The 24,667-nt window shown below is 61.6% G+C and carries 21 protein-coding genes; 16 read left to right on the top strand and 5 right to left on the bottom strand.

The genetic code is table 11. The features are described 5' to 3' along the window. Positions 1 to 38: 38 nt before the first annotated feature. From dapD to map, 5 genes are all read right to left on the bottom strand, one after another. Positions 39 to 1,073 (bottom strand): 2,3,4,5-tetrahydropyridine-2,6-dicarboxylate N-succinyltransferase, encoded by a 1,035-nt coding sequence (gene dapD / locus WMW70_RS07315; protein ID WP_341436853.1) that lies wholly within the window; start codon positions 1,071 to 1,073, stop codon positions 39 to 41. Positions 1,074 to 1,108: 35 nt separating this feature from the next. Beyond that, positions 1,109 to 1,456: an ArsC family reductase gene (locus WMW70_RS07310; protein WP_341436852.1), complete on the bottom strand. Its 348-nt coding sequence runs from the start codon at positions 1,454 to 1,456 to the stop codon at positions 1,109 to 1,111. A gap of 2 nt (positions 1,457 to 1,458) precedes the next feature. Then, positions 1,459 to 2,655 (bottom strand): succinyldiaminopimelate transaminase, encoded by a 1,197-nt coding sequence (gene dapC / locus WMW70_RS07305; RefSeq protein ID WP_341436851.1) that lies wholly within the window; start codon positions 2,653 to 2,655, stop codon positions 1,459 to 1,461. Between the two features lie 73 nt (positions 2,656 to 2,728). Beyond that, positions 2,729 to 5,431: a [protein-PII] uridylyltransferase gene (locus WMW70_RS07300; RefSeq protein ID WP_341436850.1), complete on the bottom strand. Its 2,703-nt coding sequence runs from the start codon at positions 5,429 to 5,431 to the stop codon at positions 2,729 to 2,731. A 39-nt stretch (positions 5,432 to 5,470) separates the two neighbouring features. Next, positions 5,471 to 6,253, bottom strand: a complete 783-nt coding sequence (gene map / locus WMW70_RS07295; RefSeq protein WP_341436849.1) for a type I methionyl aminopeptidase — start codon at positions 6,251 to 6,253, stop codon at positions 5,471 to 5,473. A 275-nt stretch (positions 6,254 to 6,528) separates the two neighbouring features. Between map and rpsB the strand changes: the two genes are divergently transcribed. The 16 genes from rpsB (at position 6,529) to dnaE (ending at position 24,610) form a co-directional block, all read left to right on the top strand. Next, complete coding sequence (gene rpsB / locus WMW70_RS07290) at positions 6,529 to 7,272, top strand: 30S ribosomal protein S2 (protein ID WP_275961183.1); 744 nt, start codon at positions 6,529 to 6,531, stop codon at positions 7,270 to 7,272. A 183-nt stretch (positions 7,273 to 7,455) separates the two neighbouring features. Continuing rightward, positions 7,456 to 8,325 (top strand): translation elongation factor Ts, encoded by an 870-nt coding sequence (gene tsf / locus WMW70_RS07285; protein WP_341436848.1) that lies wholly within the window; start codon positions 7,456 to 7,458, stop codon positions 8,323 to 8,325. A 190-nt stretch (positions 8,326 to 8,515) separates the two neighbouring features. Then, a complete protein-coding gene (pyrH, locus tag WMW70_RS07280) occupies positions 8,516 to 9,259 on the top strand; it encodes a UMP kinase (protein WP_325504551.1) in 744 nt (247 codons plus the stop codon). Next, positions 9,256 to 9,813, top strand: coding sequence for a ribosome recycling factor (frr, locus tag WMW70_RS07275; RefSeq protein WP_325504549.1), 558 nt, complete (start codon positions 9,256 to 9,258; stop codon positions 9,811 to 9,813). Before pyrH ends, frr begins: the two co-directional genes overlap by 4 nt. Before the next feature lie 16 nt (positions 9,814 to 9,829). Next, positions 9,830 to 10,585 (top strand): polyprenyl diphosphate synthase, encoded by a 756-nt coding sequence (gene uppS / locus WMW70_RS07270; RefSeq protein WP_341436847.1) that lies wholly within the window; start codon positions 9,830 to 9,832, stop codon positions 10,583 to 10,585. After that, a complete protein-coding gene (locus tag WMW70_RS07265; protein WP_341436846.1) occupies positions 10,585 to 11,400 on the top strand; it encodes a phosphatidate cytidylyltransferase in 816 nt (271 codons plus the stop codon). The genes uppS and WMW70_RS07265 overlap by 1 nt, the downstream gene beginning before the upstream one ends. Then, positions 11,397 to 12,596: a 1-deoxy-D-xylulose-5-phosphate reductoisomerase gene (gene ispC / locus WMW70_RS07260; RefSeq protein ID WP_341436845.1), complete on the top strand. Its 1,200-nt coding sequence runs from the start codon at positions 11,397 to 11,399 to the stop codon at positions 12,594 to 12,596. The genes WMW70_RS07265 and ispC overlap by 4 nt, the downstream gene beginning before the upstream one ends. Next, positions 12,596 to 13,948, top strand: coding sequence for a sigma E protease regulator RseP (gene rseP / locus WMW70_RS07255; protein WP_341436844.1), 1,353 nt, complete (start codon positions 12,596 to 12,598; stop codon positions 13,946 to 13,948). Before ispC ends, rseP begins: the two co-directional genes overlap by 1 nt. 73 nt (positions 13,949 to 14,021) lie before the next feature. Beyond that, entirely contained in the window at positions 14,022 to 16,382 is a 2,361-nt protein-coding gene (gene bamA, locus WMW70_RS07250) for an outer membrane protein assembly factor BamA (protein ID WP_341436843.1), read from the top strand. A gap of 42 nt (positions 16,383 to 16,424) precedes the next feature. Further along, positions 16,425 to 16,928 (top strand): OmpH family outer membrane protein, encoded by a 504-nt coding sequence (locus tag WMW70_RS07245; RefSeq protein ID WP_339462100.1) that lies wholly within the window; start codon positions 16,425 to 16,427, stop codon positions 16,926 to 16,928. Positions 16,929 to 16,930: 2 nt separating this feature from the next. After that, positions 16,931 to 17,986 carry a UDP-3-O-(3-hydroxymyristoyl)glucosamine N-acyltransferase gene (lpxD, locus tag WMW70_RS07240; protein ID WP_445942117.1) on the top strand — a complete coding sequence of 352 codons (1,056 nt, stop codon included), beginning with the start codon at positions 16,931 to 16,933 and terminating at the stop codon, positions 17,984 to 17,986. A 60-nt stretch (positions 17,987 to 18,046) separates the two neighbouring features. Next, positions 18,047 to 18,487, top strand: a complete 441-nt coding sequence (gene fabZ / locus WMW70_RS07235; protein WP_341436842.1) for a 3-hydroxyacyl-ACP dehydratase FabZ — start codon at positions 18,047 to 18,049, stop codon at positions 18,485 to 18,487. After that, complete coding sequence (gene lpxA, locus WMW70_RS07230; RefSeq protein WP_341436841.1) at positions 18,484 to 19,260, top strand: acyl-ACP--UDP-N-acetylglucosamine O-acyltransferase; 777 nt, start codon at positions 18,484 to 18,486, stop codon at positions 19,258 to 19,260. The genes fabZ and lpxA overlap by 4 nt, the downstream gene beginning before the upstream one ends. Positions 19,261 to 19,263: 3 nt before the next feature. After that, on the top strand, positions 19,264 to 20,397 hold the full coding sequence (lpxB, locus tag WMW70_RS07225; RefSeq protein WP_341436840.1) for a lipid-A-disaccharide synthase: 1,134 nt from the start codon (positions 19,264 to 19,266) through the stop codon (positions 20,395 to 20,397). After that, complete coding sequence (gene rnhB / locus WMW70_RS07220) at positions 20,397 to 20,993, top strand: ribonuclease HII (RefSeq protein WP_341436839.1); 597 nt, start codon at positions 20,397 to 20,399, stop codon at positions 20,991 to 20,993. The genes lpxB and rnhB overlap by 1 nt, the downstream gene beginning before the upstream one ends. Positions 20,994 to 21,091: 98 nt before the next feature. Then, on the top strand, positions 21,092 to 24,610 hold the full coding sequence (gene dnaE, locus WMW70_RS07215) for a DNA polymerase III subunit alpha (RefSeq protein ID WP_341436838.1): 3,519 nt from the start codon (positions 21,092 to 21,094) through the stop codon (positions 24,608 to 24,610). The last annotated feature ends 57 nt before the right edge of the window (positions 24,611 to 24,667 follow it).

Raw genomic sequence — 24,667 nt, 5'->3', positions numbered from 1 at the left:
GTGCGCACGGCGCACCCTACGGTCGGGTATCCCTGAGATCAGTTATGCGCGTGCAGGGCTTCGTTCAATTCGATAGCCGACTTGTGGGTCTTGCACTCCACCGCGCCGGTTTGCGAGTTGCGGCGGAACAGCAGGTCGGGCTGGCCCGCCAGTTCGCGGGCCTTGAGCACCTTGACCAGCTGGTTGTCGGCATCCAGCAGCGCCACCTTGGTGCCGGCGGTGATATACAGGCCGGATTCCACGGTGTTGCGGTCGCCCAGGGGGATGCCGATACCGGCGTTGGCCCCGATCAGGCAGCCTTCGCCGACGGAAATAACGATATTGCCGCCGCCGGACAGGGTGCCCATGGTCGAGCAGCCGCCGCCCAGGTCAGAGCCCTTGCCGACGAATACGCCAGCGGAGACACGGCCTTCGATCATGCCTGGGCCTGCGGTGCCGGCGTTGAAGTTGACGAAACCTTCGTGCATCACGGTGGTGCCTTCACCCACATAGGCACCCAGGCGGATGCGCGCGCTGTCGGCGATACGCACACCGCTCGGCACCACGTAGTCGGTCATTTTCGGGAACTTGTCGACCGAGAAGACTTCCAGCAGGTCGCCCTTCAGGCGCGCTTCCAGCTGACGCTCAGCCAGCTCGCCGAGGTCGACCGCGCCCTGGCTGGTCCAGGCCACGTTGGGCAGCAGCGGGAAGATGCCGGTGAGGTTCAGGCCGTGGGGCTTGACCAGGCGGTGCGACAGCAGGTGCAGCTTGAGGTAGGCCTCAGGTGTGCTGGTCAGTGCGGTGTCGTCGGCGAGCAGGGTGACCACCAGCGGCTTCTGGCTTTCGGCCAGGCGGGTGAGCAGGGCGGACTGGGCGGCATCGACATTTTTCAGCGCTTCGGCCAGATCGCCGGCCTGGCTGTTATTGATGGCGATGGCCTGGTTGCCACCCTGGTAGCTGACTTTTTCCAGCACCTTGGCGACCAGCTCGCTGCTCGGGTTGAGCAGGGGCTGGGCGTAGAAGACTTCCAGCCAGTTGTTCTGACGGTTCTGAGTGCCGACGCCGAAGGCCAGGCTGAAGAGGGTCGTGGTCATGTTGCTTTCCTTAACGCGAATTCAATGGGGGTTGTTCAGGCCAGCTCGGCGGCATAGCGCTCGGGCTTGAAACCAACCAGGGTCTTGTTGCCGAGATCCAGCACTGGGCGCTTGATCATCGACGGCTGGGCGAGCATCAGCTCGATCGCCTTGTTCTGGTCGAGGTCGGCTTTTTGCGCCTCATCCAGCTTGCGGAAGGTGGTGCCTGCACGGTTGAGAATGATTTCCCAGCCATGTTCGTTGCACCACCTTTCCAGATTCTCACGGTCGATGCCCACGGTTTTGTAATCATGAAAGACGTAGCTTACCCCGTGCTCGTCGAGCCAGGTGCGGGCTTTTTTCATGGTGTCGCAGGCTTTTATTCCAAACAGGGTTTTGCTCATGCTTAGAGGCCCTTCACAAAGTCGCGGATACGTTCGGCTGCGGCCACGCATTCGGCCAGCGGCGCGACCAGGGCCATGCGCACACGGCCGGCACCGGGGTTCTCGCCATTCACGCTACGCGACAGGTAGGAGCCGGGCACCACGGTGACATGCTCGCGGACAAACAGCTCGCGGGTAAATGTTTCATCGTCTATCGGCGTTCTGGCCCACAGGTAGAAACCGCCATCCGGGCGCTGCACATCCAGCACGCCATCAAGAATCGCCAGCACCGCATCGAATTTCTCGCGATACAGGTCGCGGTTGGCTTTGACGTGGGCTTCGTCGTTCCAGGCGGCGACGCTGGCCAGCTGGGTTTGCACCGGCATGGCGCAGCCGTGGTAGGTACGGTACAGCAGGAAGGATTTCAGAATGGCGGCGTCGCCGGCGACGAAACCCGAGCGCAGGCCCGGCAGGTTGGAACGCTTGGACAGGCTGTGGAACACCACGCAGCGTTTGAAATCATGCCGCTCTAGCTCGGCGCAGGCCGTCAGCAGGCCTGCCGGCGGGTTGGCCTCATCGAAATACAGCTCGCTGTAGCACTCGTCGGCGGCGATCACGAAGTCGAATTTATCGGCCAGGGCGATCAGCTTCTTCAGCGTCGGCAACGGGATCAGCGCGCCAGTCGGATTGCCGGGCGAGCAGAGAAAGAGGATCTGACAGCGCTGCCAGACGTCATCGCTGACCGCGTCAAAATCCGGGTTGAAGCCATGTTGTTCCAGGCAAGGCAGGTAATGCGGCTGTGCGCCGGCGAGCAGGGCTGCACCTTCGTAGATCTGATAGAACGGGTTGGGGCTGACCACCAGGCCGTCGACGTCACGTTGCACCACTGCCTGGGTAAAGGCGAACAGCGCTTCACGGGTGCCATTGACCGGCAGCACGTGGCGCGCCGGGTCGAGCACTCCGGTCGGCAGGCCGAAGCGGCGGGCGCACCAGTTGGCAATCGCCTCGCGCAGCGCCGGGATGCCCAGGGTGGTCGGGTATACCGCAAGCTGGTCGAGGTTGGCGGCCAGGGCTTCGGCGACGAAGGCCGGCGAACGGTGCTTGGGTTCGCCAATCGACAGGGCGATGGGCGACTTGTCCGCCGCCGGCTGCACGCCACCGAGCAGGGCGCGAAGCTTTTCGAAGGGGTAGGGCTGTAACTGCTGCAGGGCGTTATTCATGCTGGGTTCCTGGATACTGCGCGCGGCTGCCGGTGGTGGCCGGCCTGCCGCTTGTCGCGTCAAGCGGCGGTGATCAGAAGGTAATGGGCTGGTTTTCGCTTTTCTTGCCGGGGTCATCCGACAGCTGCAGCACTATGGCTTCCTGCAGGCGGGTACAGAGCTCCGGGTCGGACAACGGCTGGTTGTGGGCATCGGTGACGAAGAACACGTCTTCCACCCGCTCGCCCAGGGTGGCGATCTTGGCGTTCTGCAGCGACAGGTCGAAGTCGAGGAAAATACGACCGATCCGTGCCAGCAGGCCGGGGCGATCCGGGGCGGTCAGTTCGAGGATGGTCACCGGGCGTTGGGCGTCGTTGTGGATGGTCACCTGAGGCGCGAAGGCAAAATGCTTGAGCTGACGGGCGACCCGACGCTGGATGATAGTTGGGTAGTCGTCGGGGTTCTTCAAAGCGTCGACCAGGCCCTGGCGGATCTGCTTGATTCGCGCCGGGTTGTTGCCGATCGAGCTGCCGTCCGCTTCCAGCACGATATAGGTGTCGAGGGTGAACTGGCTGGTGGAGGTCAGAATCCGCGCGTCGTGAATGTTCAGGTTGAGCTGGGCCATGGCCGCTACTGTCACGGCGAAGAAGTCGTGCTGGTCCGGGGCGTAGATGAATATCTGGGTACCGCCCTCGAACTCGCGCTGGGTGGTTTCCTTGATCAGCACCAGCGGCTCGCCGTCTTCCGGGTGCTGGAGGATGGCGTCGCAGTGCCAGGCCACATCCTCGGCGCTGTGGCGCAGGAAGTAGTCGTCGCCCAGCTGCGACCAGAGCTGCTCGGCATCGTCCGGGTCGATGCCGCTGCGTACCAGGATGTCCAGGGCGCTGTTCTGGGTCAGGCGAATCTGCTCTTCCCGGTCCAGCGGGTTCTCCAGGCCGCGGCGCAGGGCGCGCTTGGTCTCGGTATACAGCTGACGCATCAGGCTGGCACGCCAGGAGTTCCACAGGCTGGGGTTGGTGGCGTTGATATCGGCCACGGTCAGCACGTAGAGGTAATCCAGGCGAGTCTGATCGCCAACCAGGCGGGCGAAATCGAAGATCACCTGGGGGTCGGACAAGTCCTTGCGCTGCGCCGTGGTGGACATCATCAGGTGATGCTGGACCAGCCAGACGATCAGCTTGGAGTCCCAGTTGGGCAACTGATGGCGGGCGCAGAAGGCTTCGGCATCCACCGCGCCGAGTTCCGAGTGGTCGCCGCCACGACCCTTGCCGATATCGTGGTAGAGCCCGGCCAGGTAGATCAGCTCGGGCTTGGGCAGGGTCTCCATCAGTTCGCTGGCCAGGGGGAATTTCTCCGCCAGTTCGGGCCACTTGAACTTGCGCAGGTGCTTGATCAGGTTGAGGGTGTGGGCATCGACCGTATAGATGTGGAACAGGTCGTGCTGCATCTGCCCGACGATATGGCCGAACTCCGGCAGGTAGCGGCCGAGGATGCCATAGCGGTTCATCCGCCGCAGGTTGCGGTGAATGCCCTGGGGGCTCTTGAACAGCTCGATAAACAGGCTGGTATTGCGAATATCGCGGCGAAAGTCGTCGTCGATCAGGTGCCGGTGCTCGCGCAGCAGGCGGATGCTATCGGCGCACACGCCCTTGATCTCCGGGTGCTGGGCCATCAGCACGAAGACTTCCATGATGGCGAACGGGGTGCGCTTGAATACGTTCGGGTGGGTCACTTCGATATAGCCGTCACGCAGCTGGAAGCGGCTGTTGAGCTGGCTGGCCGGGCCGACTTCGCCGGCGCGCAGGATCTGCTCTTCGAAGTGCTGGTTGACCAGGTCGCTGAGTTCGGCGATGGCCATGACCACGCGGTAGTACTTCTGCATAAAGCGTTCGATGGCGCGCTTGGGGTCGCTGTCCTCGAAGCCAAGCAGGGCCGCGACCCGGCTCTGATGGTCGAACAGCAGGCGGTCTTCGGCGCGGCCGGCAAGCATATGCAGGGCGTAGCGCACCTTCCAGAGAAACTCCTGGCTGGCGGCGAGCAGGGCGTATTCGCTTTCCAGAAGAAAGCTCTGGTTGACCATGGCGTGCAGGTTGAGGGTGCCGGAGTGGCGGCGGGCAATCCAGAGAATGGTCTGGATGTCGCGCAGGCCGCCTGGCGAGCCTTTGACGTTGGGCTCCAGGTTGTATTCGGTGTCGTTGTATTTGCCGTGGCGGGCGCGCTGTTCTTCGTGCTTGGCCAGGTAGAAATGCTTGCTCGGCCACATCTGCTCGGTGCTGGTGACCGCCTGCATGCGCTGGCGCAGGCGCTCGGGGCCGGCGATGGTGCGGCTTTCCATCAGGTTGGTGACCACCGTCAGGTCGGCGCGGGCTTCCTCGGCGCATTCGTCCACCGAACGCACGCTTTGCCCCACTTCCAGGCCGATGTCCCAGAGCAGGGTGAGGAAGCGCTCGATCGGCTCGCGGAAGGTTTCGTGGTCGTTGCTGTCCAGCAGGATCAGCAGGTCGATATCCGAGTAAGGGTGCAGTTCGCCGCGGCCGTAACCGCCCACCGCCAGCAGGGCGATATCAGCATCCGCGCTCCAGGACAGGCGATCCCAGGCTTCGCGCAGGATCTGGTCGACGAACCAGGCGCGATCCTCGACCAGGCGGCGCACGTCGCGACCGGCCCTGAAGCGTGCATTGAGGGCATCGTGGGCACGACGAATGGCCTTCTTGAATGCGGCGATGGGGCTGGCTTTGAGCGCCAGCTCCGCCTGGAACTGGCCACGGTCGAACAGTTCGGGATCTACCTGCGGCATGCAACAGCCTTCCTTCTATAAAGCAGACGCGGCGAGGGCTCAGGCCGAGGTGCGGGCGATGGTGTCATCACTGCGCAGGGTAAAGATCTCGTAACCGTCGGCGGTCACCAGAATGGTGTGCTCCCACTGGGCGGAGAGCTTGCGGTCCTTGGTGATGGCGGTCCAGCCGTCACCCAGGGTGCGGGTTTCCGCGCGGCCCTGGTTGATCATCGGCTCGATGGTGAAGGTCATGCCTTCCTTGAGCTCCATGCCGGTGCCGGCGCGGCCGTAGTGCAGCACTTGCGGCTCTTCATGGAACACCGCGCCAATGCCATGGCCGCAGTATTCGCGCACCACGGAGAAGCCATTCTTTTCGGCGTGCTTCTGGATCACCTCGCCGATATCGCCCAGGCGTGTGCCCGGCTTGACCAGCTCGATGCCTTTATACATGCACTCCTGGGTGATCTTGGCCAGGCGCTCAGCCCACTCGGGGACCTTGCCGACCATAAACATCTTGCTGGTATCGCCGTGGTAGCCGTCCTTGATCACGGTGATGTCGATATTGATCACATCGCCTTCTTTCAGCGGCTTGTCATTGGGGATGCCGTGACAGACCACATGGTTGACCGAGGTGCAGATCGACTTGGGGAAGCCTTTATAGTTGAGCGGCGCGGGAATGGCCTGCTGTACGTTGACTATATAGTCGTGGCAGATGCGGTCGAGTTCTTCGGTGGTGACGCCGGGTTTGACGTGCTCGCCGATCATTTCCAGAACCTCGGCAGCCAGGCGACCGGCTACGCGCATTTTCTCGATTTCGGCGGGCGTTTTGATGGTGACGGTCATATGCGGCTCTCGAGCGCGAACAGAAAGGGCGTTATCTTAACAGCTTCAAGGCGCAAGCCATAAGCCGCAAGCAGGGTGGGGCAGCAACTTGACGCTTGAAGCCTGTAGCTTGCTGCGGCCCTTTATGGTATAAAACGCGCCGCTTTACGGGCTACAGGCCCGAAAGCTTAAACCCACACACGTATCGACACGGTTTCCTGGGTGCCTTGCGACGAGTTCGCACGGTTGGAAGCTGGGATACGTGGAGGCCTAACCCGACTTATCAAGGAACTATCATGTCCCAAGTCAACATGCGCGATATGCTGAAGGCCGGTGTGCACTTCGGCCACCAGACCCGTTACTGGAACCCGAAAATGGGCAAGTACATTTTCGGCGCGCGCAACAAGATCCACATCATCAACCTTGAAAAAACCCTGCCGATGTTCAACGAAGCGCTGTCCTTCGTTGAAAAACTGGCTTCGGGCAAAAACAAGATTCTGTTCGTGGGCACCAAGCGTTCCGCTGGCAAGATCGTTGCTGAAGAAGCAGCACGTTGCGGTTCGCCGTACGTCGATCATCGCTGGTTGGGCGGCATGCTGACCAACTACAAAACCATCCGCGCCTCGATCAAGCGTCTGCGTGATCTGGAAGTTCAGTCCCAGGACGGTACTTTCACCAAGCTGACCAAGAAAGAAGCCCTGATGCGCACCCGTGATCTGGAAAAACTGGATCGCAGCCTGGGTGGTATCAAGGACATGGGCGGTCTGCCGGACGCTCTGTTCGTGATCGACGTTGACCACGAGCGCATTGCTATCACCGAAGCCAACAAGCTGGGTATCCCAGTTATCGGCATCGTCGATACCAACAGCAGCCCGGAAGGCGTTGACTACATCATCCCAGGTAACGATGACGCCATCCGCGCCATCCAGCTGTACATGGGTGCAATGGCTGACTCGGTAATCCGTGGTCGCACCAACGCTAACGGCGGCACCGACGAATTCGTCGAGCAAGCCCCGGCTGCAGAAGCTGCTGAAGGCTAAGTAAAACGCGTATAGCGTTTGCTTAGTTCGCAAAAAGGGGGCTTGGCCCCCTTTTTGCCACCTTGAAAACCATCGCCGACGTGCAGTTGCAATTGTTTCTAGTCATTGTCGGCAATGCGTTACGAATTGAGCGCCCGTTTTTGGCGGGTGGAATGGTTAACAACCTATCCAGAGGATTTTGAAATGGCAGAAATTACTGCAGCGTTGGTTAAAGAACTGCGTGAGCGTACTGGCGAAGGCATGATGGATTGCAAGAAGGCCTTGACCAAGGCTGGCGGCGACATCGAAAAAGCCATCGACGACATGCGTGCTTCCGGCGCGATCAAAGCTGCCAAGAAAGCCGGCAACGTGGCTGCCGAAGGTGCCATCGCGGTCAAGGTCGCCGAAGACGGCAAGTCGGCCGTGATCCTCGAAGTCAACTCGCAGACCGACTTCCTGGCTCTGCAGGACGATTTCAAGAACTTCGTGACCAGCAGCATCGAAAAAGCCTTCGCTGAAAAACTGACCGACGCAGCTCCGCTGATCGCCGCTCAGGAAGCTGCCCGTGAAGCCCTGGTTGCCAAAGTCGGCGAGAACGTCAACATCCGTCGTCTGGCGCGTGTTGAAGGTGACGTGGTCAATGCCTACCTGCACGGCAACAAGATCGGTGTTGTGGTTGTCCTGAAAGGTGGCGACGCCGATCTGGCCAAGGACATCGCCATGCACGTTGCTGCCAGCAACCCTGAATTCCTGCTGCCTTCGGAAGTTTCCGCTGACGCCATCGAACGCGAAAAAGCCGTGTTCATGAGCCTCAACGAAGACAAGATCAAGGGTAAGCCGGCCGAAATCGTCGAGAAGATGGTTGGCGGTCGTATCCAGAAGTTCCTGGCTGAAGCCAGCCTGGTTGAGCAAGCCTTCGTCAAGGATCCGGAAATCAAGGTCGGTGCGCTGGCCAAGAAAGCCGGTGCTGAAATCGTTTCCTTCACCCGCTTCCAGGTCGGCGAAGGCATCGAGAAACCGGTCGACAACTTCGCTGAAGAAGTTGCTGCCCAGCTGGCTGCCAGCAAGCAGTAAGACGGCTACCGCTGTCGCCCCGAAGAGGCTGCCCGCTAACGCGCGCGGCCTCTTTGTCAAATTAGGGGGATGGCAGGCTGTAAGGGGTGGATTGGGCTTTTGCACCAACCGCTCAGGGCGCTGTCGAAGCGCTCGATAATGGCGGCCCGCGGGGTCGCACAGATTTCTAACGCCGCAGGAGAGACTGGTAATGGCTCAGCAGGTGAGTGGTCGTCAACCGCGCTATAAGCGCATTCTGCTCAAACTTAGCGGCGAAGCCCTGATGGGGTCGGAAGACTTCGGTATCGACCCCAAGGTGCTCGATCGCATGGCACTGGAAGTCGGCCAGTTGGTCGGTATCGGCGTGCAGGTCGGCCTGGTGATCGGCGGTGGTAACCTGTTCCGTGGTGCGGCCCTGAGTGCTGCTGGCATGGACCGGGTAACTGGCGACCATATGGGCATGCTGGCCACCGTGATGAACGCCCTGGCCATGCGCGACGCGCTGGAACGTTCGAATATTCCGGCCATCGTCATGTCGGCGATTTCCATGGTCGGGGTGACCGACCACTACGACCGGCGCAAGGCGCTGCGTCATCTGAAGACCGGTGAGGTGGTGATTTTCGCCGCTGGCACTGGCAACCCGTTCTTCACCACCGATTCGGCTGCCTGCCTGCGCGCCATCGAGATTGATGCCGACGTAGTGCTCAAGGCAACCAAGGTGGACGGTGTGTACACTGCCGATCCGTTCAAGGATCCGCACGCCGAGAAGTTCGACCGTCTGACCTACGATGAAGTGCTTGACCGCAAGCTGGGCGTCATGGACCTGACGGCAATCTGTCTGTGCCGCGACCATAATATGCCGCTGCGGGTTTTCAATATGAACAAGCCCGGTGCCCTGCTGAATGTTGTAGTGGGTGGTGCCGAAGGCACTCTGATTGAGGAAAACAAAGAATGATCAACGCGATCAAGCAAGACGCCCAAGTGCGTATGCAGAAGAGCCTGGAGTCGCTGCTCCATGCATTCAGTCGTATCCGTACCGGTCAGGCGCACCCGAGCATCCTCGGTGGCGTGATGGTGCCTTACTACGGTTCGGATACCCCGCTGAATCAGGTGGCCAACGTCACCGTCAAGGATTCGCGCACCCTGCAGGTCGTGGCCTTCGAGCGCAATATGCTGGCGGCCGTCGACAAGGCCATCCAGAGCTCCGGTCTGGGCTTCAACCCGACCAACCTGGGCGAGCTGCTGCTGATCTCCATGCCGGCCCTGACCGAGGAAACCCGCAAGGGCTTCACCAAGCAGGCCCGTGATGCCGCCGAAGATGGTCGTGTCGCCGTGCGCAATATTCGTCGCGATGCCTTGAGCCAGTTGAAAGACCTGGTCAAGGAAAAGGAAATCAGCGAAGACGAAGAGCGTCGCGCCGCCGACGAGATCCAGAAGTTGACCGACAAGTTCGTGGCCGAGATCGAAGTGGCTGTTAAGCAGAAAGAAGCGGATCTGATGGCCGTTTAACGGCCAGGGTATCGTCATGGACAAGACCAAAGACGGTAACCAGGTCGCTGTGCCGCGGCATGTGGCGATCATCATGGACGGCAATAATCGCTGGGCCAAGAAGCGTCTGCTGCCCGGTGTTGCCGGCCATAAAGCCGGTGTCGATGCGGTGCGTGCGGTTATCGAGGTGTGTGCCGAGGCCGGGGTCGAGGTATTGACCCTGTTCGCCTTCTCCAGTGAAAACTGGCAGCGCCCGGCCGAGGAAGTCAGTGCGTTGATGGAGCTGTTTCTCGGTGCGCTGCGTCGTGAGGCCAAGCGCCTCAACGACAATGACATCAGTCTGCGCATTATCGGCGACCGCTCGCGTTTTCATCCCGAGTTGCAAGCGGCCATGCGTGAAGCCGAGGCGCAGACCGCCGGCGACAAGCGCTTTGTCCTGCAGGTGGCGGCAAATTACGGCGGCCAATGGGATATCGCCCAGGCCGCCCAGCGGCTGGCGCGGGAAGTGCAGGGCGGCCATCTGCGGCCCGAAGATATCACCCCCGGGCTGCTGCAGAGCTGCCTGGTAACCGGCGATTTGCCCTTGCCGGACCTGTGCATTCGCACCGGTGGCGAGCATCGCATCAGCAACTTCCTGCTCTGGCAGCTGGCTTACACCGAGCTGTATTTCTCCGACCTGTTCTGGCCGGATTTCAAACACGAAGCCATGCGTAAAGCCCTGGCTAATTTTGCTAGCCGTCAGCGTCGCTTTGGTAAGACCAGCGAGCAGCTGGCTGCCGAGGCGCGTAGTTAATGCTCAAGCAACGAATTATCACGGCGCTGGTGCTGTTGCCTTTCGCGTTGGGCGGCTTCTTTCTGCTCGACGGTGGGCTGTTCGCCCTGTTTATCGGTGCGGTAGTCAGCCTGGGGGCCTGGGAATGGGCGCGTCTGGCCGGCTTTACTGCTCAGGTGCAGCGCGTGGCTTACGCCGCGTTGGTGGCGGTGTTGTTATTCGCTCTGTACCTGTTGCCGGCGTTGGCTCCATGGGTGCTGTCGCTTGGGGTTCTCTGGTGGGCGCTGGCGACCTTGCTGGTGCTCGGCTATCCGGCCAGCAGTCGTTACTGGGCGCAGGTTCCGGTCCGGTTGCTGATTGGTTTGCTGATTCTGCTGCCGGCCTGGCAGGGCCTGGTGCTGTTCAAGCAGTGGCCCGAGGCGAACTGGCTGATCCTGGCGGTGATGGTGCTGGTGTGGGGTGCGGATATCGGTGCCTATTTCTCCGGTCGGCGTTTTGGCAAGCGCAAACTGGCCCCGCGAGTCAGTCCCGGCAAGAGCTGGGAAGGGGTGTTTGGCGGCTTGCTGGCTACTCTGCTGATTTGCCTGCTGGTGGGCCTCTACCGCGGCTGGTCGACCCTCGACCTGTTCCTGGCCCTGGCCGGCACTGCCGTGGTGGTGCTGGTCTCGGTGGTCGGTGACCTGACCGAAAGCATGTTCAAGCGTCAGTCCGGGGTGAAGGACAGCAGCAATCTGCTGCCGGGTCACGGCGGCGTACTGGATCGTATCGACAGCCTGACTGCGGCCATCCCGCTATTTGCCGCGCTGCTCTGGCTGGCCGGCTGGGGCGCTCTGTGAGTCCTTTGCAGCAGGTCACCGTGCTCGGGGCAACCGGTTCCATCGGTCTGAGCACCCTGGATGTGATCGCCCGCCATCCCGAGCGCTACCAGATCTTTGCCCTTTCCGGCTTTAGCCGTCTGGCCGAGCTGGAGGCCCTGTGTCTGCTCTACCGCCCACGCTTTGCCGTGGTGCCTGAGGCTGCTGCTGCGCATCAGCTGCAGGTGGATCTGCGCGCCGCAGGTCTGACCACTGAGGTGCTGCATGGCCCCGCGGGGTTGTGCCAGATCGCCGCGCATCCCGAGGTGGATACGGTGATGGCGGCGATTGTCGGTGCGGCTGGCCTGCCGCCGACACTGGCGGCGGTGGAGGCGGGCAAGAAGGTCCTGCTGGCCAATAAAGAAGCCCTGGTGATGTCCGGTGCGTTGTTTATGCAGGCGGTCAAGCGCAGCGGTGCCGTGCTGTTGCCGATCGATAGCGAGCACAACGCGATCTTCCAGTGCCTGCCCGGCGACTATGCCCGCGGCCTGCCGCAGGTTGGGGTGCGGCGTATTCTGCTGACCGCATCCGGCGGGCCTTTCCGCGAGATGCCGCTGGAGCAGCTGCGGGACGTGACACCCGAGCAGGCCTGTGCCCATCCCAACTGGTCGATGGGGCGCAAGATCTCGGTGGACTCGGCGAGCATGATGAACAAGGGCCTGGAACTGATCGAGGCCTGCTGGCTGTTCGATGCCAGGCCTGCGCAGATCGAGGTGGTGGTGCACCCGCAGAGCGTGATCCATTCGCTGGTCGATTATGTCGACGGCTCGGTATTGGCGCAGCTGGGTAACCCGGATATGCGCACCCCCATCAGTCATGCTCTGGCCTGGCCGGAGCGTATCGATTCGGGGGTCGCGCCGCTGGATCTGTTTGCCGTCGCGCGTCTGGACTTCCAGGCCCCCGACGAGCAGCGTTTTCCCTGTCTGCGCCTGGCGCGGCAGGCGGCAGAGGCGGGCGGTACTGCGCCGGCCATGCTCAATGCGGCCAATGAAGTGGCGGTGGCGGCCTTTCTCGAGCGGCGCATCCGCTTCCCGGAAATCGCGCGTATCATCGAAAGCGTACTGAACGCCGAAGCCGTCCGGGCGGTCGAAAGCCTGGATACGGTGTTGGCCGCAGATAAGCGTGCACGCAGTCTGGCGCAGCAATGCCTGGGCGGTAGTAGCCGCGGAGAAGTTTGATGAGTGCGCTTTATATGCTGGTGGGTACCCTGGTTGCGCTGGGGGTACTGGTAACATTCCATGAGTTCGGCCATTTCTGGGTCGCCCGCCGCTGCGGGGTCAAGGTCCTGCGCTTTTCCGTGGGCTTTGGCACGCCCTTGCTGCGTTGGCATGACCGCCAGGGCACCGAGTTTGTAATCGCGGCCATTCCCCTGGGTGGCTACGTGAAGATGCTCGACGAGCGCGAGGGCGACGTACCGCCCGAGCAGCTGGAGCAGTCGTTCAATCGCAAGTCGGTGCGCCAGCGCATCGCCATAGTCGCGGCGGGGCCGGTGGCCAACTTCCTGTTGGCCCTGGTGTTCTTTTGGCTGGTGGCGATGATCGGCAGCCAGCAGGTGCGCCCGGTCATCGGTGCGGTCGAGAGCGGCAGCCTGGCCGAAGTGGCCGGTTTGCAGGCAGGTCAGGAAATAGTCGCGGTCAACGGTCAGCCGACCCTGGGCTGGTCGGCGGTCAATCTGCAGCTGGTGCGCCGTCTCGGCGAGAGCGGCAACCTGAACCTTGCGGTGCGCGAGCCGGGCTCCACTGCCGACAGTCCGCGGCAGATCGCCCTGGACAACTGGCTGCGCGGCGTCGATGAGCCCGATCCGATTGCCGCCCTGGGTATTCGCCCATGGCGTCCGGCGCTTGAGCCGGTGCTGGCACAGCTCGATCCCAAGGGGCCTGCCGCGGCGGCCGGTCTGCAGGTGGGCGACCGTCTGCTGGAGCTGGATGGCCAGGCGCTGCAGGACTGGCAGCAGTTGGTCGATCGAGTGCGGGGCCTGCCGGGCAAAACCGTGGCCGTGCTGGTCGAGCGTGACGGCCAGCGTCTGGAGAAGACCCTGGCGTTGGCAGCGCGGGGGGAGGATGAGGCCCGCACGGGTTATCTGGGGGCTGGGGTGCAGGGTATCGAGTGGCCCCCGGAAATGCTCCGTCAGGTCAGCTATGGCCCTGTGGATGCGGTGTTCGAAGGGGCCAAGCGCACCTGGACCATGAGCGTTCTGACCCTTCATTCATTGAAGAAAATGCTGTTTGGCGAGCTCTCGGTAAAAAACTTGAGCGGGCCGATAACCATTGCTAAAGTGGCGGGCGCTTCTGCTGAGTCGGGTTTTGGGGATTTTCTGACCTTCCTGGCCTACCTGAGCATAAGTCTGGGGGTTCTCAATCTGTTGCCCATCCCTGTTCTGGATGGGGGGCATCTGCTTTTTTATCTGGTCGAGTGGGTGCGTGGCCGCCCGCTGTCTGAACGGATACAGGGTTGGGGGATGCAGATTGGTATCAGTTTGATCATCGGGGTCATGTTGCTGGCCCTGGTAAACGATCTGAGCCGGCTGTAACCGCTACTGAATTACAAATCTGTCGCACCTAGCGGCAGATTTTTTATTGTCAGTTGGAATAAGAAAGGACTTCATGAAACGTCTGCTGCTACCTGCGGTGCTTGCCGCACTGATGATCACCGAAGTTCACGCCGAGTCCTTCACCATTTCCGATATTCGCGTCACCGGCCTGCAGCGGGTTTCCGCAGGCAGCGTATTCGGGGCCTTGCCGCTGAATGTCGGCGGAGAAGCGGATGACCGCTCCCTGGTGGAAGCCACCCGGGAACTGTTCAAGACCGGTTTCTTTCAGGATATCCAACTGGGTCGCGACGGCAATGTGCTGGTGATCAGCGTGGTCGAGCGCCCTTCGATTTCCAGTATCGAAATCGATGGCAACAAGGCAATCAGCAGCGAAGACCTGCTCAAGGGCCTGAACCAGTCCGGTCTGGCCGAAGGCGAGATCTTCCAGCGGGCAACGCTGGAAGGCGTACGTAACGAGCTGCAGCGTCAGTATGTGGCCCAGGGCCGCTACTCCGCCGAGATCGAGGCCGAAGTGATTCCGCAGCCGCGTAACCGCGTGGCGCTGAAGATCAATATCAACGAAGGCTCGGTCGCGGCCATCCAGCACATCAACGTGGTGGGTAACACGGTGTTCTCAGACGAGGACCTGATCGACCTGTTCGAGCTGAAGACCACCAACTGGCTGTCCTTCTTCAAGAATGACGACAAGTACGCCCGGGAGAAGCTCTCCGGTGACCTGGAGCGTCTGCGCTCCTATTACCTGGATCGCGGCTATATCAACATGGATATCAGCTCGACCCAGGTGTCCATTACCCCGGACAAGAAGCACGTCTACGTCACCGTCAACGTCGACGAAGGCGAGAAGTACAGCGTGCGTGACGTCACCCTCAGCGGTGACCTGAAGAATCTCGAAGACGACGTACGCGCCTTGCTGCTGGTCAAGGAAGGGCAGGTGTTCTCGCGCAAGGTCATGACCACCACCTCCGAGCTGATCACCCGTCGCCTGGGTAACGAAGGCTATACCTTCGCCAACGTCAACGGCGTGCCGGTGGCCAACGACGACGGCACCGTATCCATTACCTTTGTCGTCGACCCGGGCAAGCGCGCCTACGTCAACCGCATCAACTTCCGCGGCAACACCAAGTCGGAAGACTCGGTGCTGCGCCGTGAAATGCGCCAGATGGAAGGCGGCTGGGCTTCGACCTACCTGATCGATCAGTCCAAGGTGCGCCTGGAGCGCCTCGGTTACTTCAAGGAAGTCAACGTCGAAACCCCGCAGGTGCCGGGTACCGATGACCAGATCGACGTCAACTACAGCGTTGAAGAGCAGGCTTCCGGTTCCATTACCGCCAGCGTCGGTTTTGCCCAGAATGCCGGTCTGATTCTGGGTGGTTCTATCAGCCAGAGCAACTTTCTGGGTACCGGTAACCGGGTCAGCCTGGGCCTGAACCGCAGCGAATACCAGAGCAGCTACAACTTCGGCTTCGTCAATCCTTACTGGACGCCGGACGGTGTCAGCCTAGGTTACAACGCCTTCTTCCGTGAGACCGATTACGACGAGCTGAACACCGATGTCTCCAGCTATGCGGTGGACAGCTACGGTGCCGGTGTCAGCATCGGTTACCCGATCAGCGATACCTCGCGCCTGACCTATGGCCTGACCGTGCAGAGCGACAGCATCAGCACCGGGGTTTACACAGTCGACGAGATCTTCGACTTTATGGAAGAAGAGGGCGACAACTACCTGAACCTCAAGGCGTCGGTCGGCTGGTCCGAGTCGACCCTCAACCGCGGTGTGCTGGCCAACCGTGGCCACTCGCAGAGCCTGGTGTTCGAAACCACGGTACCGGGCAGCGACCTGTCGTTCTTCAAGGTCGATTACCGCGGCCAGCTCTTCACGCCGTTGAGCGACACCTACACCCTGCGCCTGCACACTGAGCTGGGCTACGGCGAAAGCTATGGTTCCACCAGCGAGCTGCCGTTCTACGAGAACTACTATGCCGGCGGTTTCGGTTCGGTTCGTGGCTTCAAGGACAACAGCCTGGGCCCGCGCAGCACGCCGAGTCGTGGTGAGGCCGTGACAGGCAATGAAGGCACTCTGATTGACCCCGACGATGATCCGCTGCCGTTCGGTGGTAACGTACTGGTCCAGGGTGGCGTCGAGCTGCTGTTCCCCATGCCCTTCGTCAAGGATCAGCGTTCCCTGCGTACCGCCCTGTTCTGGGACGTGGGTAATGTGTTCGACACCAGCTGCGGCAGTACCCAGACCAGCTGCAACGGTATCGATGCGGGCGAGCTGGCCAGTTCCGTGGGCGTTGGCCTGACCTGGATTACCGCCCTGGGTCCCCTGAGCTTCAGCCTGGCCATGCCGATCGTCAAACCAGACGATGCCGATACCCAGGTTTTCCAGTTCTCTCTCGGTCAGACCTTCTAGGTCTGATCACCGAACACCCACAGTATTTGCAGGAGTTGCACCGTGCGTAAGTTGACTCAACTGGTTCTGTTAAGCGTTGCTCTGCTGGCAACTCCGGCCTTTGCCCAGATGAAAGTGGCAGTATTGAATTATCAGATGGCCCTGCTCGAGTCCGACGCGGCCAAGCGTTATGCCGTGGATGCCGAGAAGAAGTTCGGCCCGCAGCTGAACAAGCTGAAAACCCTGGAAAGCGATGCCAAGCGCATTCAGGATCGTCTGGTCAAGGACGGTGACAAGATGCAGACCGCCGAGCGCGAGCGTCTGGAACTCGAATTCAAGCAGAAAGCCCGTGACTTCCAGTTCCAGTCCAAGGAGCTGAACGAAGCCAAGGCCGTTGCCGACCGCGAAATGCTGAAGAAGCTCAAGCCGAACCTGGACAAGGCCGTGGAAGAAGTGATCAAGAAAGGCAGCTTCGACCTAGTGCTCGAGCGCGGCGCGGTGATCGATGTCAAACCTCAGTTCGACATCACCCGCCAGGTTATCGAGCGCATGAATCAGCTGCGCTGATCATGAGTGAGACTTATACCCTCGGCCAGTTGGCCGAGCGGCTGGGTGCCACTGTCAGTGGTGCGGCCGATACCCGGATCGCGGGCCTGGCCACCTTGCAGGAAGCCGGGCCCGGTCAGTTGAGCTTTCTGGCCAATCCGCAGTACCGCAAATTTCTCAGTGATTGTCGCGCCGCGGCGGTGCTGCTGACCGCCGCCGATGCCGCTGGCTATGCCGGTAATGCCTTGGTCGTGGCCAATCCCTATCTGGCCTATGCCCAGCTTTCTCACCTGTTCGATCGCAAACCCCAGGCCTTGCCAGGGGTGCATCCGACGGCCGTGGTCGCGGCTGACGCACGGGTCGATGACAGCGCCAGTATTGGTGCCTTTGCGGTGGTCGAGAGTGGTGCGCAGATCGCAGCCGGCGTGACGATTGGCCCCCATTGCGTGGTCGGTGTGCGCTCCTCGATCGGCGAGGGCGGCTGGTTGGCCCCACGGGTGACCCTGTATCACGACGTGCATATCGGCAAGCGGGTAGTGATCCAGTCGGGCGCGGTCATCGGTGGCGAAGGCTTCGGCTTTGCCAACGAGAAGGGCGTCTGGCAGAAGATTGCCCAGATTGGTGGTGTGAGCATTGGCGACGATGTTGAAATCGGGGCCAATACCACCATCGACCGCGGTGCCTTGGCCGATACCCTGATCGGTAATGGGGTCAAACTGGACAACCAGATCATGATTGCGCACAACGTGCAGGTTGGTGACAACACCGCCATGGCCGGTTGTGTGGGCATTTCCGGCAGCACCAAGATCGGCAGGAACTGCATGATCGCCGGTGGTGTGGGTATGGTCGGGCATATCGAGGTCTGTGATGGCGTGTTCGTCACGGGCATGACCATGGTCACCCGTTCGATCACCGAACCGGGTTCCTATTCTTCCGGTACTGCCATGCAGCCGGCCGCCGAGTGGCGCAAGAGTGCTGCGCGCATCAGGCAGCTGGATGACATGGCGCGTCGCCTGCAACAGATGGAAAAGCAGCTGGCCGCCGTGACCTCCGGCGCAGACTCTTCATCTGATGCCTGAGCCGGCGTTTGCCGGCTTCTTCTTAATTACAGGCTTCTTCTCTTACAGGCTTCTCTGGAAATGATGGACATCAACGAAATTCGCGAATACCTGCCGCATCGTTACCCTTTCCTGCTGGTGGATCGGGTGGCGGAGTTGGATGTAGAGGGCAAGTGCATTCGTGCCTATAAGAATGTCAGCATCAATGAGCCGTTTTTCAACGGGCACTTTCCTGAGCATCCAATCATGCCGGGCGTGCTGATCATCGAGGCCATGGCCCAGGCCGCCGGTATCCTTGGCTTCAAGATGATGGATATGAAGCCTTCCGATGGCACCCTGTATTACTTTGTCGGCTCGGACAAGCTACGCTTTCGCCAGCCGGTAGTGCCGGGCGATCAGCTGATCCTTGAAGCCCGCTACCTGAGCAGCAAGCGCAGCATCTGGAAATTCCAATGCAAGGCCAGTGTCGACGGCAAAGAAGTCTGTTCGGCTGAAATCATCTGTGCGGAACGCAAACTATGAGTTTGATTGACCCTCGCGCCATTATTGATCCCAGTGCCAAGCTGGCCGACGACGTCGTCGTCGGCCCTTGGTCGATTATCGGGCCCGATGTGGAAATTGGTGAGGGTACGGTGCTTGGGCCTAATGTGATCATCAAGGGGCCAACCAGAATTGGTAAGCACAACCGCGTCTATCAGTTTTCCTCGCTGGGCGAGGATACCCCTGACCGCAAATACAAGGGCGAGCCGACGCGTCTGGTGATTGGCGATCACAACATCATCCGCGAAGGTGTGACCATGCACCGGGGCACCATTCAGGATCGTGACGAGACCACTGTGGGCGACCACAACTTGATCATGGCCTATGCCCACATTGGCCATGACAGCGTGGTCGGCAACCATTGCATCCTGGTCAACAATGTCGCGCTGGCCGGTCATGTGCATATCGGCGACTGGGCGATCCTGTCCGGCTACACCCTGGTGCATCAGTTCTGCCATATCGGCGCGCACAGCTTCGCCGCCATGGGCAGCGCTATCGGCAAGGATGTGCCGGCCTATGTCACGGTTTCCGGCAACCCGGCAGGGGCGCGCAGCATGAATTTCGAAGGCCTGCGCCGCCGCGGCTTCAGTGTCGAGGCGATCGCCGCCCTGCGTCGCGCCTACAAGACGGTGTATCGCCAGGGTCTGACCATTGAGGCCGCATTGGCCGAGCTGGCCGAGCCTGCCCTGCAGTTTCCTGAGGTCGCGGTGTTCCGTGACTCGATACTAGCTTCCCAGCGCGGCATTACCCGCTAACCCATGGCGGCTCTAATGCGTGTTGCGCTGGTGGCTGGCGAGGCTTCCGGCGATATTCTCGGTGCTGGCTTGATGCAGTCGCTCAAGGCCCGCTATCCCCAGGTCGAATTTATCGGCGTCGGTGGCCCGCTGATGCAGGCTCAGGGCCTGAATCCCTATTTCCCCATGGAACGCCTGTCGGTGATGGGCCTGGTCGAGGTGCTGGGGCGCTTGCCCGAGTTGCTCGCGCGTCGACGCAAGCTGGTCAAGACCCTGATCGCGGCCAAACCCGATGTGTTTATCGGCATCGACGCGCCGGATTTCAATCTGGGCCTGGAGCTCAAGCTGCGCCGGGCCGGGATCAAGACTGTGCACTACGTCAGCCCCTCGGTTTGGGCCTGGCGGCAGAAGCGCGTGCTGAAAATCCGCGAAGCCTGCGACCTGATGCTCTGCCTGTTTCCGTTCGAGGCGCAGTTCTACGATGCGCATCAGGTGCCGGTGCGCTTTGTCGGCCACCCCCTGGCCGATACGATTCCGGTCATGGCCGACCGCGCCGCTGCCCGCGAGGCGCTCGACCTGCCCCAGGACGGGGCCGTGGTGGCCTTGATGCCGGGCAGTCGCGGCGGCGAAGTGGCGCGCCTGGGTAGCCTGTTTCTGGATGCGGCGGTGCGTTTGCGCACCCTGCGTCCGGGTATTCGTTTCGTTCTGCCCTGCGCCAGCCCTCAGCGGCGGGTGCAGCTGGAACAGATGCTGGTCGGTCGTGATCTGCCGTTGACCCTGCTTGATGGCCGTTCCCACGAGGCCCTGGCGGCCTGTGACGCGGTACTGATCGCCTCGGGCACGGCGACCCTGGAAGCGCTGCTGTACAAGCGGCCGATGGTGGTGGCCTACAAGGTTGCGCCCATGACCTACCGAATTCTCAAGCGCCTGGTCACCAGCGACTATATTTCCCTGCCCAACCTGCTGGCCGAGCGTTTGCTGGTGCCCGAGATGATTCAGGACGCTGCCACCCCGGAAGCCCTGGCCCAGCTCCTGGCACCGCTGCTCAATGGCGGCGAGGTGCAGACCGAGGGCTTCGATGTGATTCACCGGGCCCTGCGCCGCGACGCTTCGGTGCAGGCCGCCGAGGCCGTGCTGCAACTGGTCGGGCGCAACTGATGCAACTGGGCCTGGATTTTACCTTGGTGCAGGAACTGGTGGCCGGGGTCGACGAAGTCGGTCGTGGCCCGCTGTGCGGCGCGGTGGTGACTGCGGCGGTGATTCTCGATCCGTTGCGGCCGATCCTTGGCCTGAACGATTCGAAGAAACTCAGCGAGGCGCGGCGCGAAAAACTCTTCGACGAAATCCGCGAAAAGGCCCTGGCCTGGTGCATCGCTCGCGCCGAAGTAGACGAAATCGATCGCTTGAATATCCTCCACGCCACCATGCTGGCCATGCAGCGCGCGGTGGAGGGCTTGAGCATCACGCCCAGGCTGGCGCTGATCGACGGCAATCGCTGCCCCGTCCTGCAGGTACCCAGCGCCGCGGTGGTCAAGGGCGATAGCCAGGTGCCGGCGATTGCCGCCGCCTCGATCCTGGCCAAGGTCAGCCGCGACCGCGAGATGCAGCAGCTCGATGCGCAGTACCCCGGCTATGGCATTGCCGGGCACAAGGGCTATCCCACCGCCGTGCATCTGGAAGCCCTGCGCCGTTTGGGCCCGACCCCGATTCACCGGCGCTCCTTTGGCCCCGTGCGGGCGTTGCTGGCGGACTGAGACGCCCACCGTCGCTTTCGGCTTGCTGTCTGTAGCGCGCCGCTGCCTTGGCTGTACAATCCCCTCCTTGTCGTTTTTGTGTTTGATATAGGACTGTCATGACTGCTTCGTTCGTCCACCTGCGTCTGCATACCGAGTTTTCCCTGGTCGACGGTCTGGTGCGGGTCAAGCCGCTGGTCAAGGCGGTGGCGGCGGCCGGTATGCCGGCGGTGGCGGTCACCGATATGAGCAATATGTGCTCGCTGGTGAAGTTCTATAAGGCCGCCATGGGCGGCGGCATCAAGCCGATCTGCGGGGCCGATATCTGGCTGGCCAGTGCCGAGGAAGACGGCCCGCTCAGTCGTATGACTCTGCTGGCAATGAGCCCCAAGGGTTATCGCAACCTCACCGAGCTGGTCTCGCGCGGCTGGAGCGAAGGGCAGAGCAACGACCTGGTGATTATCCAGCGCGACTGGGTCAAGGCTGCCGCCGAGGGGCTGATCGCCCTGTCTGGGGCCAAGGAGGGCGAGGTCGGTCATGCCCTGCTCAATGATGAGCCGGCGTTGGCCGAAGCCCTGCTGCGCGAGTGGATGGACGTGTTTCCCGAGCGTTTCTATCTGGAGCTGCAGCGTACCAACCGGGTCAACGACGAAGAACATCTGCACCTGGCCGTGGCGCTGGCCGACAAGCTTGGCGCGCCGCTGGTGGCGACCAACGATGTGCGCTTCCTCAAGCAGGACGATTTCGCCGCCCACGAGACCCGCGTGTGCATCGGTGAGGGCCGCAGCCTGGACGACCCGCGCCGCCCGCGCACCTATTCCGACCAGCAGTACCTGAAGACCCCGGAGGAGATGGCCGAGCTGTTCAGTGACCTGCCGGAGGCCCTGGAAAACACCCTCGAGATCGCCAAGCGCTGCAATATTGAAGTGCAGCTGGGCAAATATTTCCTCCCGGACTTCCCGGTGCCGGCTGGCATGACCATGGACGAGTACTTCCGCAAGGTCTCCTTCGACGGCCTGGACGAGCGCCTGGAAGTGCTGCTGCCCAAGGACACTCCGGATTACGCCGCGAAGAAGCAGGTGTATATCGACCGGCTGAATTTCGAGCTGGATATCATCATCCAGATGGGTTTCCCCGGTTACTTCCTGATCGTAATGGACTTTATCAAGTGGGCAAAGAACAACGGCGTGCCGGTGGGTCCAGGCCGTGGGTCGGGTGCCGGTTCGCTGGTGGCCTACGTGCAGAAGATCACCGACCTCGACCCGCTGGCCTATGACCTGCTGTTCGAACGCTTCCTCAACCCGGAGCGGGTCTCGATGCCCGACTTCGACGTCGACTTCTGCATGGACGGCCGCGACCGGGTGATCGATTACGTGGCCGAGAAATACGGTCGCAATGCGGTCAGCCAGATCATCACCTTCGGCACCATGGCGGCCAAGGCGGTGGTGCGCGACGTGGCGCGGGCGCAGGGTAAGTCCTACGGCCTGGCCGATCGCCTGTCGAAGATGATCCCCTTCGAAGTCGGCATGACCCTGGAAAAAGCCTACGAGATGGAAGAGCCACTGCGCGACTTCCTCAAGGTCGATGAAGACGCCCGGGAAATCTGGGAAATGTCGCTCAAGCTCGAAGGCATCTGCCGCGGTACCGGTAAGCACGCGGGTGGCGTGGTCATTGCGCCGACCAAGCTCACCGACTTCTCGCCGATCGCCTGCGACGACGAGGGTGGTGGCCTGGTCACCCAGTTCGACAAGGACGACGTGGAGCAGGCCGGCCTGGTCAAGTTCGACTTCCTCGGCCTGCGCACCCTGACCATCATCAAATGGGCGATGGAGACGATCAACCGCGAGCAGGCCAAGCAGGGCCTGCCCGACCTGAACATCGACTTTATCCCGCTGGACGACAAGCCGACCTTCCAGATGCTGCAGAAGGCCGAGACCACCGCGGTGTTCCAGCTTGAATCGCGCGGCATGAAGGAGCTGATCAAGAAGCTCAAGCCGGACTGCCTGGAAGACATGATCGCTCTGGTGGCGCTGTTCCGCCCCGGCCCGCTGCAGTCGGGCATGGTGGACGACTTCATCAACCGTAAGCACGGCCGCGAACCGATTTCCTATCCGCACCAGGACTATCAGTATCCGGGCCTGGAACCGGTGCTCAAGCCCACCTACGGCATCATCCTGTACCAGGAACAGGTGATGCAGATCGCCCAGGTGATGGCGGGGTATACGCTGGGTGGTGCAGACATGCTGCGTCGCGCCATGGGTAAGAAAAAGCCCGAGGAGATGGCCAAGCAGCGCGGCGGCTTTATCGAAGGTTGCGCCAATAATGGTATCGACGCGGATCTGGCGGGCAACATCTTCGATCTGGTGGAGAAGTTCGCAGGTTACGGCTTCAACAAATCCCACTCGGCCGCCTATGGCCTGGTCTCCTATCAGACCGCCTGGCTGAAAGCCCATCACCCGGCCGCCTTTATGGCCGCGGTACTGTCGGCGGATATGCACAACACCGACAAGGTGGTCACCCTGATCGAGGAATGTCGCAGCATGAAGCTGCGCCTCGATGCGCCGGATGTGAACATCTCCGAGTTCAAATTCACGGTCAACGACGGCGGCTGGATCGTCTACGGTCTGGGGGCGATCAAGGGTGTCGGCGAGGGGCCGGTGGAGGCCATAGTCGAGGCGCGTCAGGAGGGGCCGTTCAAGGATCTGTTCGATTTCTGTTCGCGGGTCGACCTCAAGCGCATCAACAAGCGCACCCTCGAAGCGCTGATCCGTAGCGGCGCGCTGGATCGTCTGGGCCCGCATTTCCATGAAGAGCTGAAGGCCTACAAGGCCAATATCGACCGTAATCGTGGGGTGCTCCTGGCGGCCATGGAGGAGGCGGTGCAGGCGGCCGAACAGACTGCGCGCAGCCACGACAGCGGCCATATGGACCTGTTTGGCGGAGTCTTCGCCGATGCCGAAGCCGATGTCTACGCCAACCACCTGCGCGCCCGCGAGCTGACGCTTAAAGAGCGCCTCAAGGGCGAGAAAGACACCCTGGGCCTGTACCTTACCGGCCACCCGATCGACGAATACGAGGGCGAGGTGCGCCGCTTTGCCCGTCAGCGGATTATCGATCTCAAACCGGCCCGTGGCGATCAGACGGTCGCCGGCCTGGTGATCAACCTGCGGGTGATGAAGAACAAGAAGGGCGACAAGATGGGCTTTATCACCCTCGATGATCGTTCCGGGCGGATCGAGGCCTCCTTGTTTGCCGAAGCCTTCAACAGTGCCCAGGCCTTGTTGCAGACCGACGCCCTGGTGGTGGTGGAAGGCGAGGTGAGCAACGACGACTTCTCCGGCGGTCTGCGTCTGCGCGCCAAGCGGGTGATGAGCCTGGAAGAGGCGCGTACCGGGCTGGCCGACAGCCTGCGCCTGCGGGTTGCCAGCGATGCGCTGAAGGGCGACCGCCTGCGTTGGCTGGCCGAGCTCTGTGGGCGTCATCGTGGGGCCTGCCCGATCACCGTCGACTACAGTGGTGCGGATGCCAAGGCCCAGTTGCAGTTTGGCGAGAGCTGGCGAATCGAGCCTGCCGACAGCCTGATTCAGACATTGCGTGACCAGTTCGGCCGCGACAACGTCTTTCTGCACTACCGCTGATTTGCGGGGCTCCGGCCTCGCTTGTCAGTGAGGACACCGCTGGGTGCTGTCGATTTC

Origin of the sequence: Pseudomonas sp. XK-1 (genome assembly GCF_038069885.1) — a bacterium.
GTDB lineage: Bacteria > Pseudomonadota > Gammaproteobacteria > Pseudomonadales > Pseudomonadaceae > Aquipseudomonas.
This window is presented reverse-complemented; position numbering and strand designations above follow the sequence as displayed.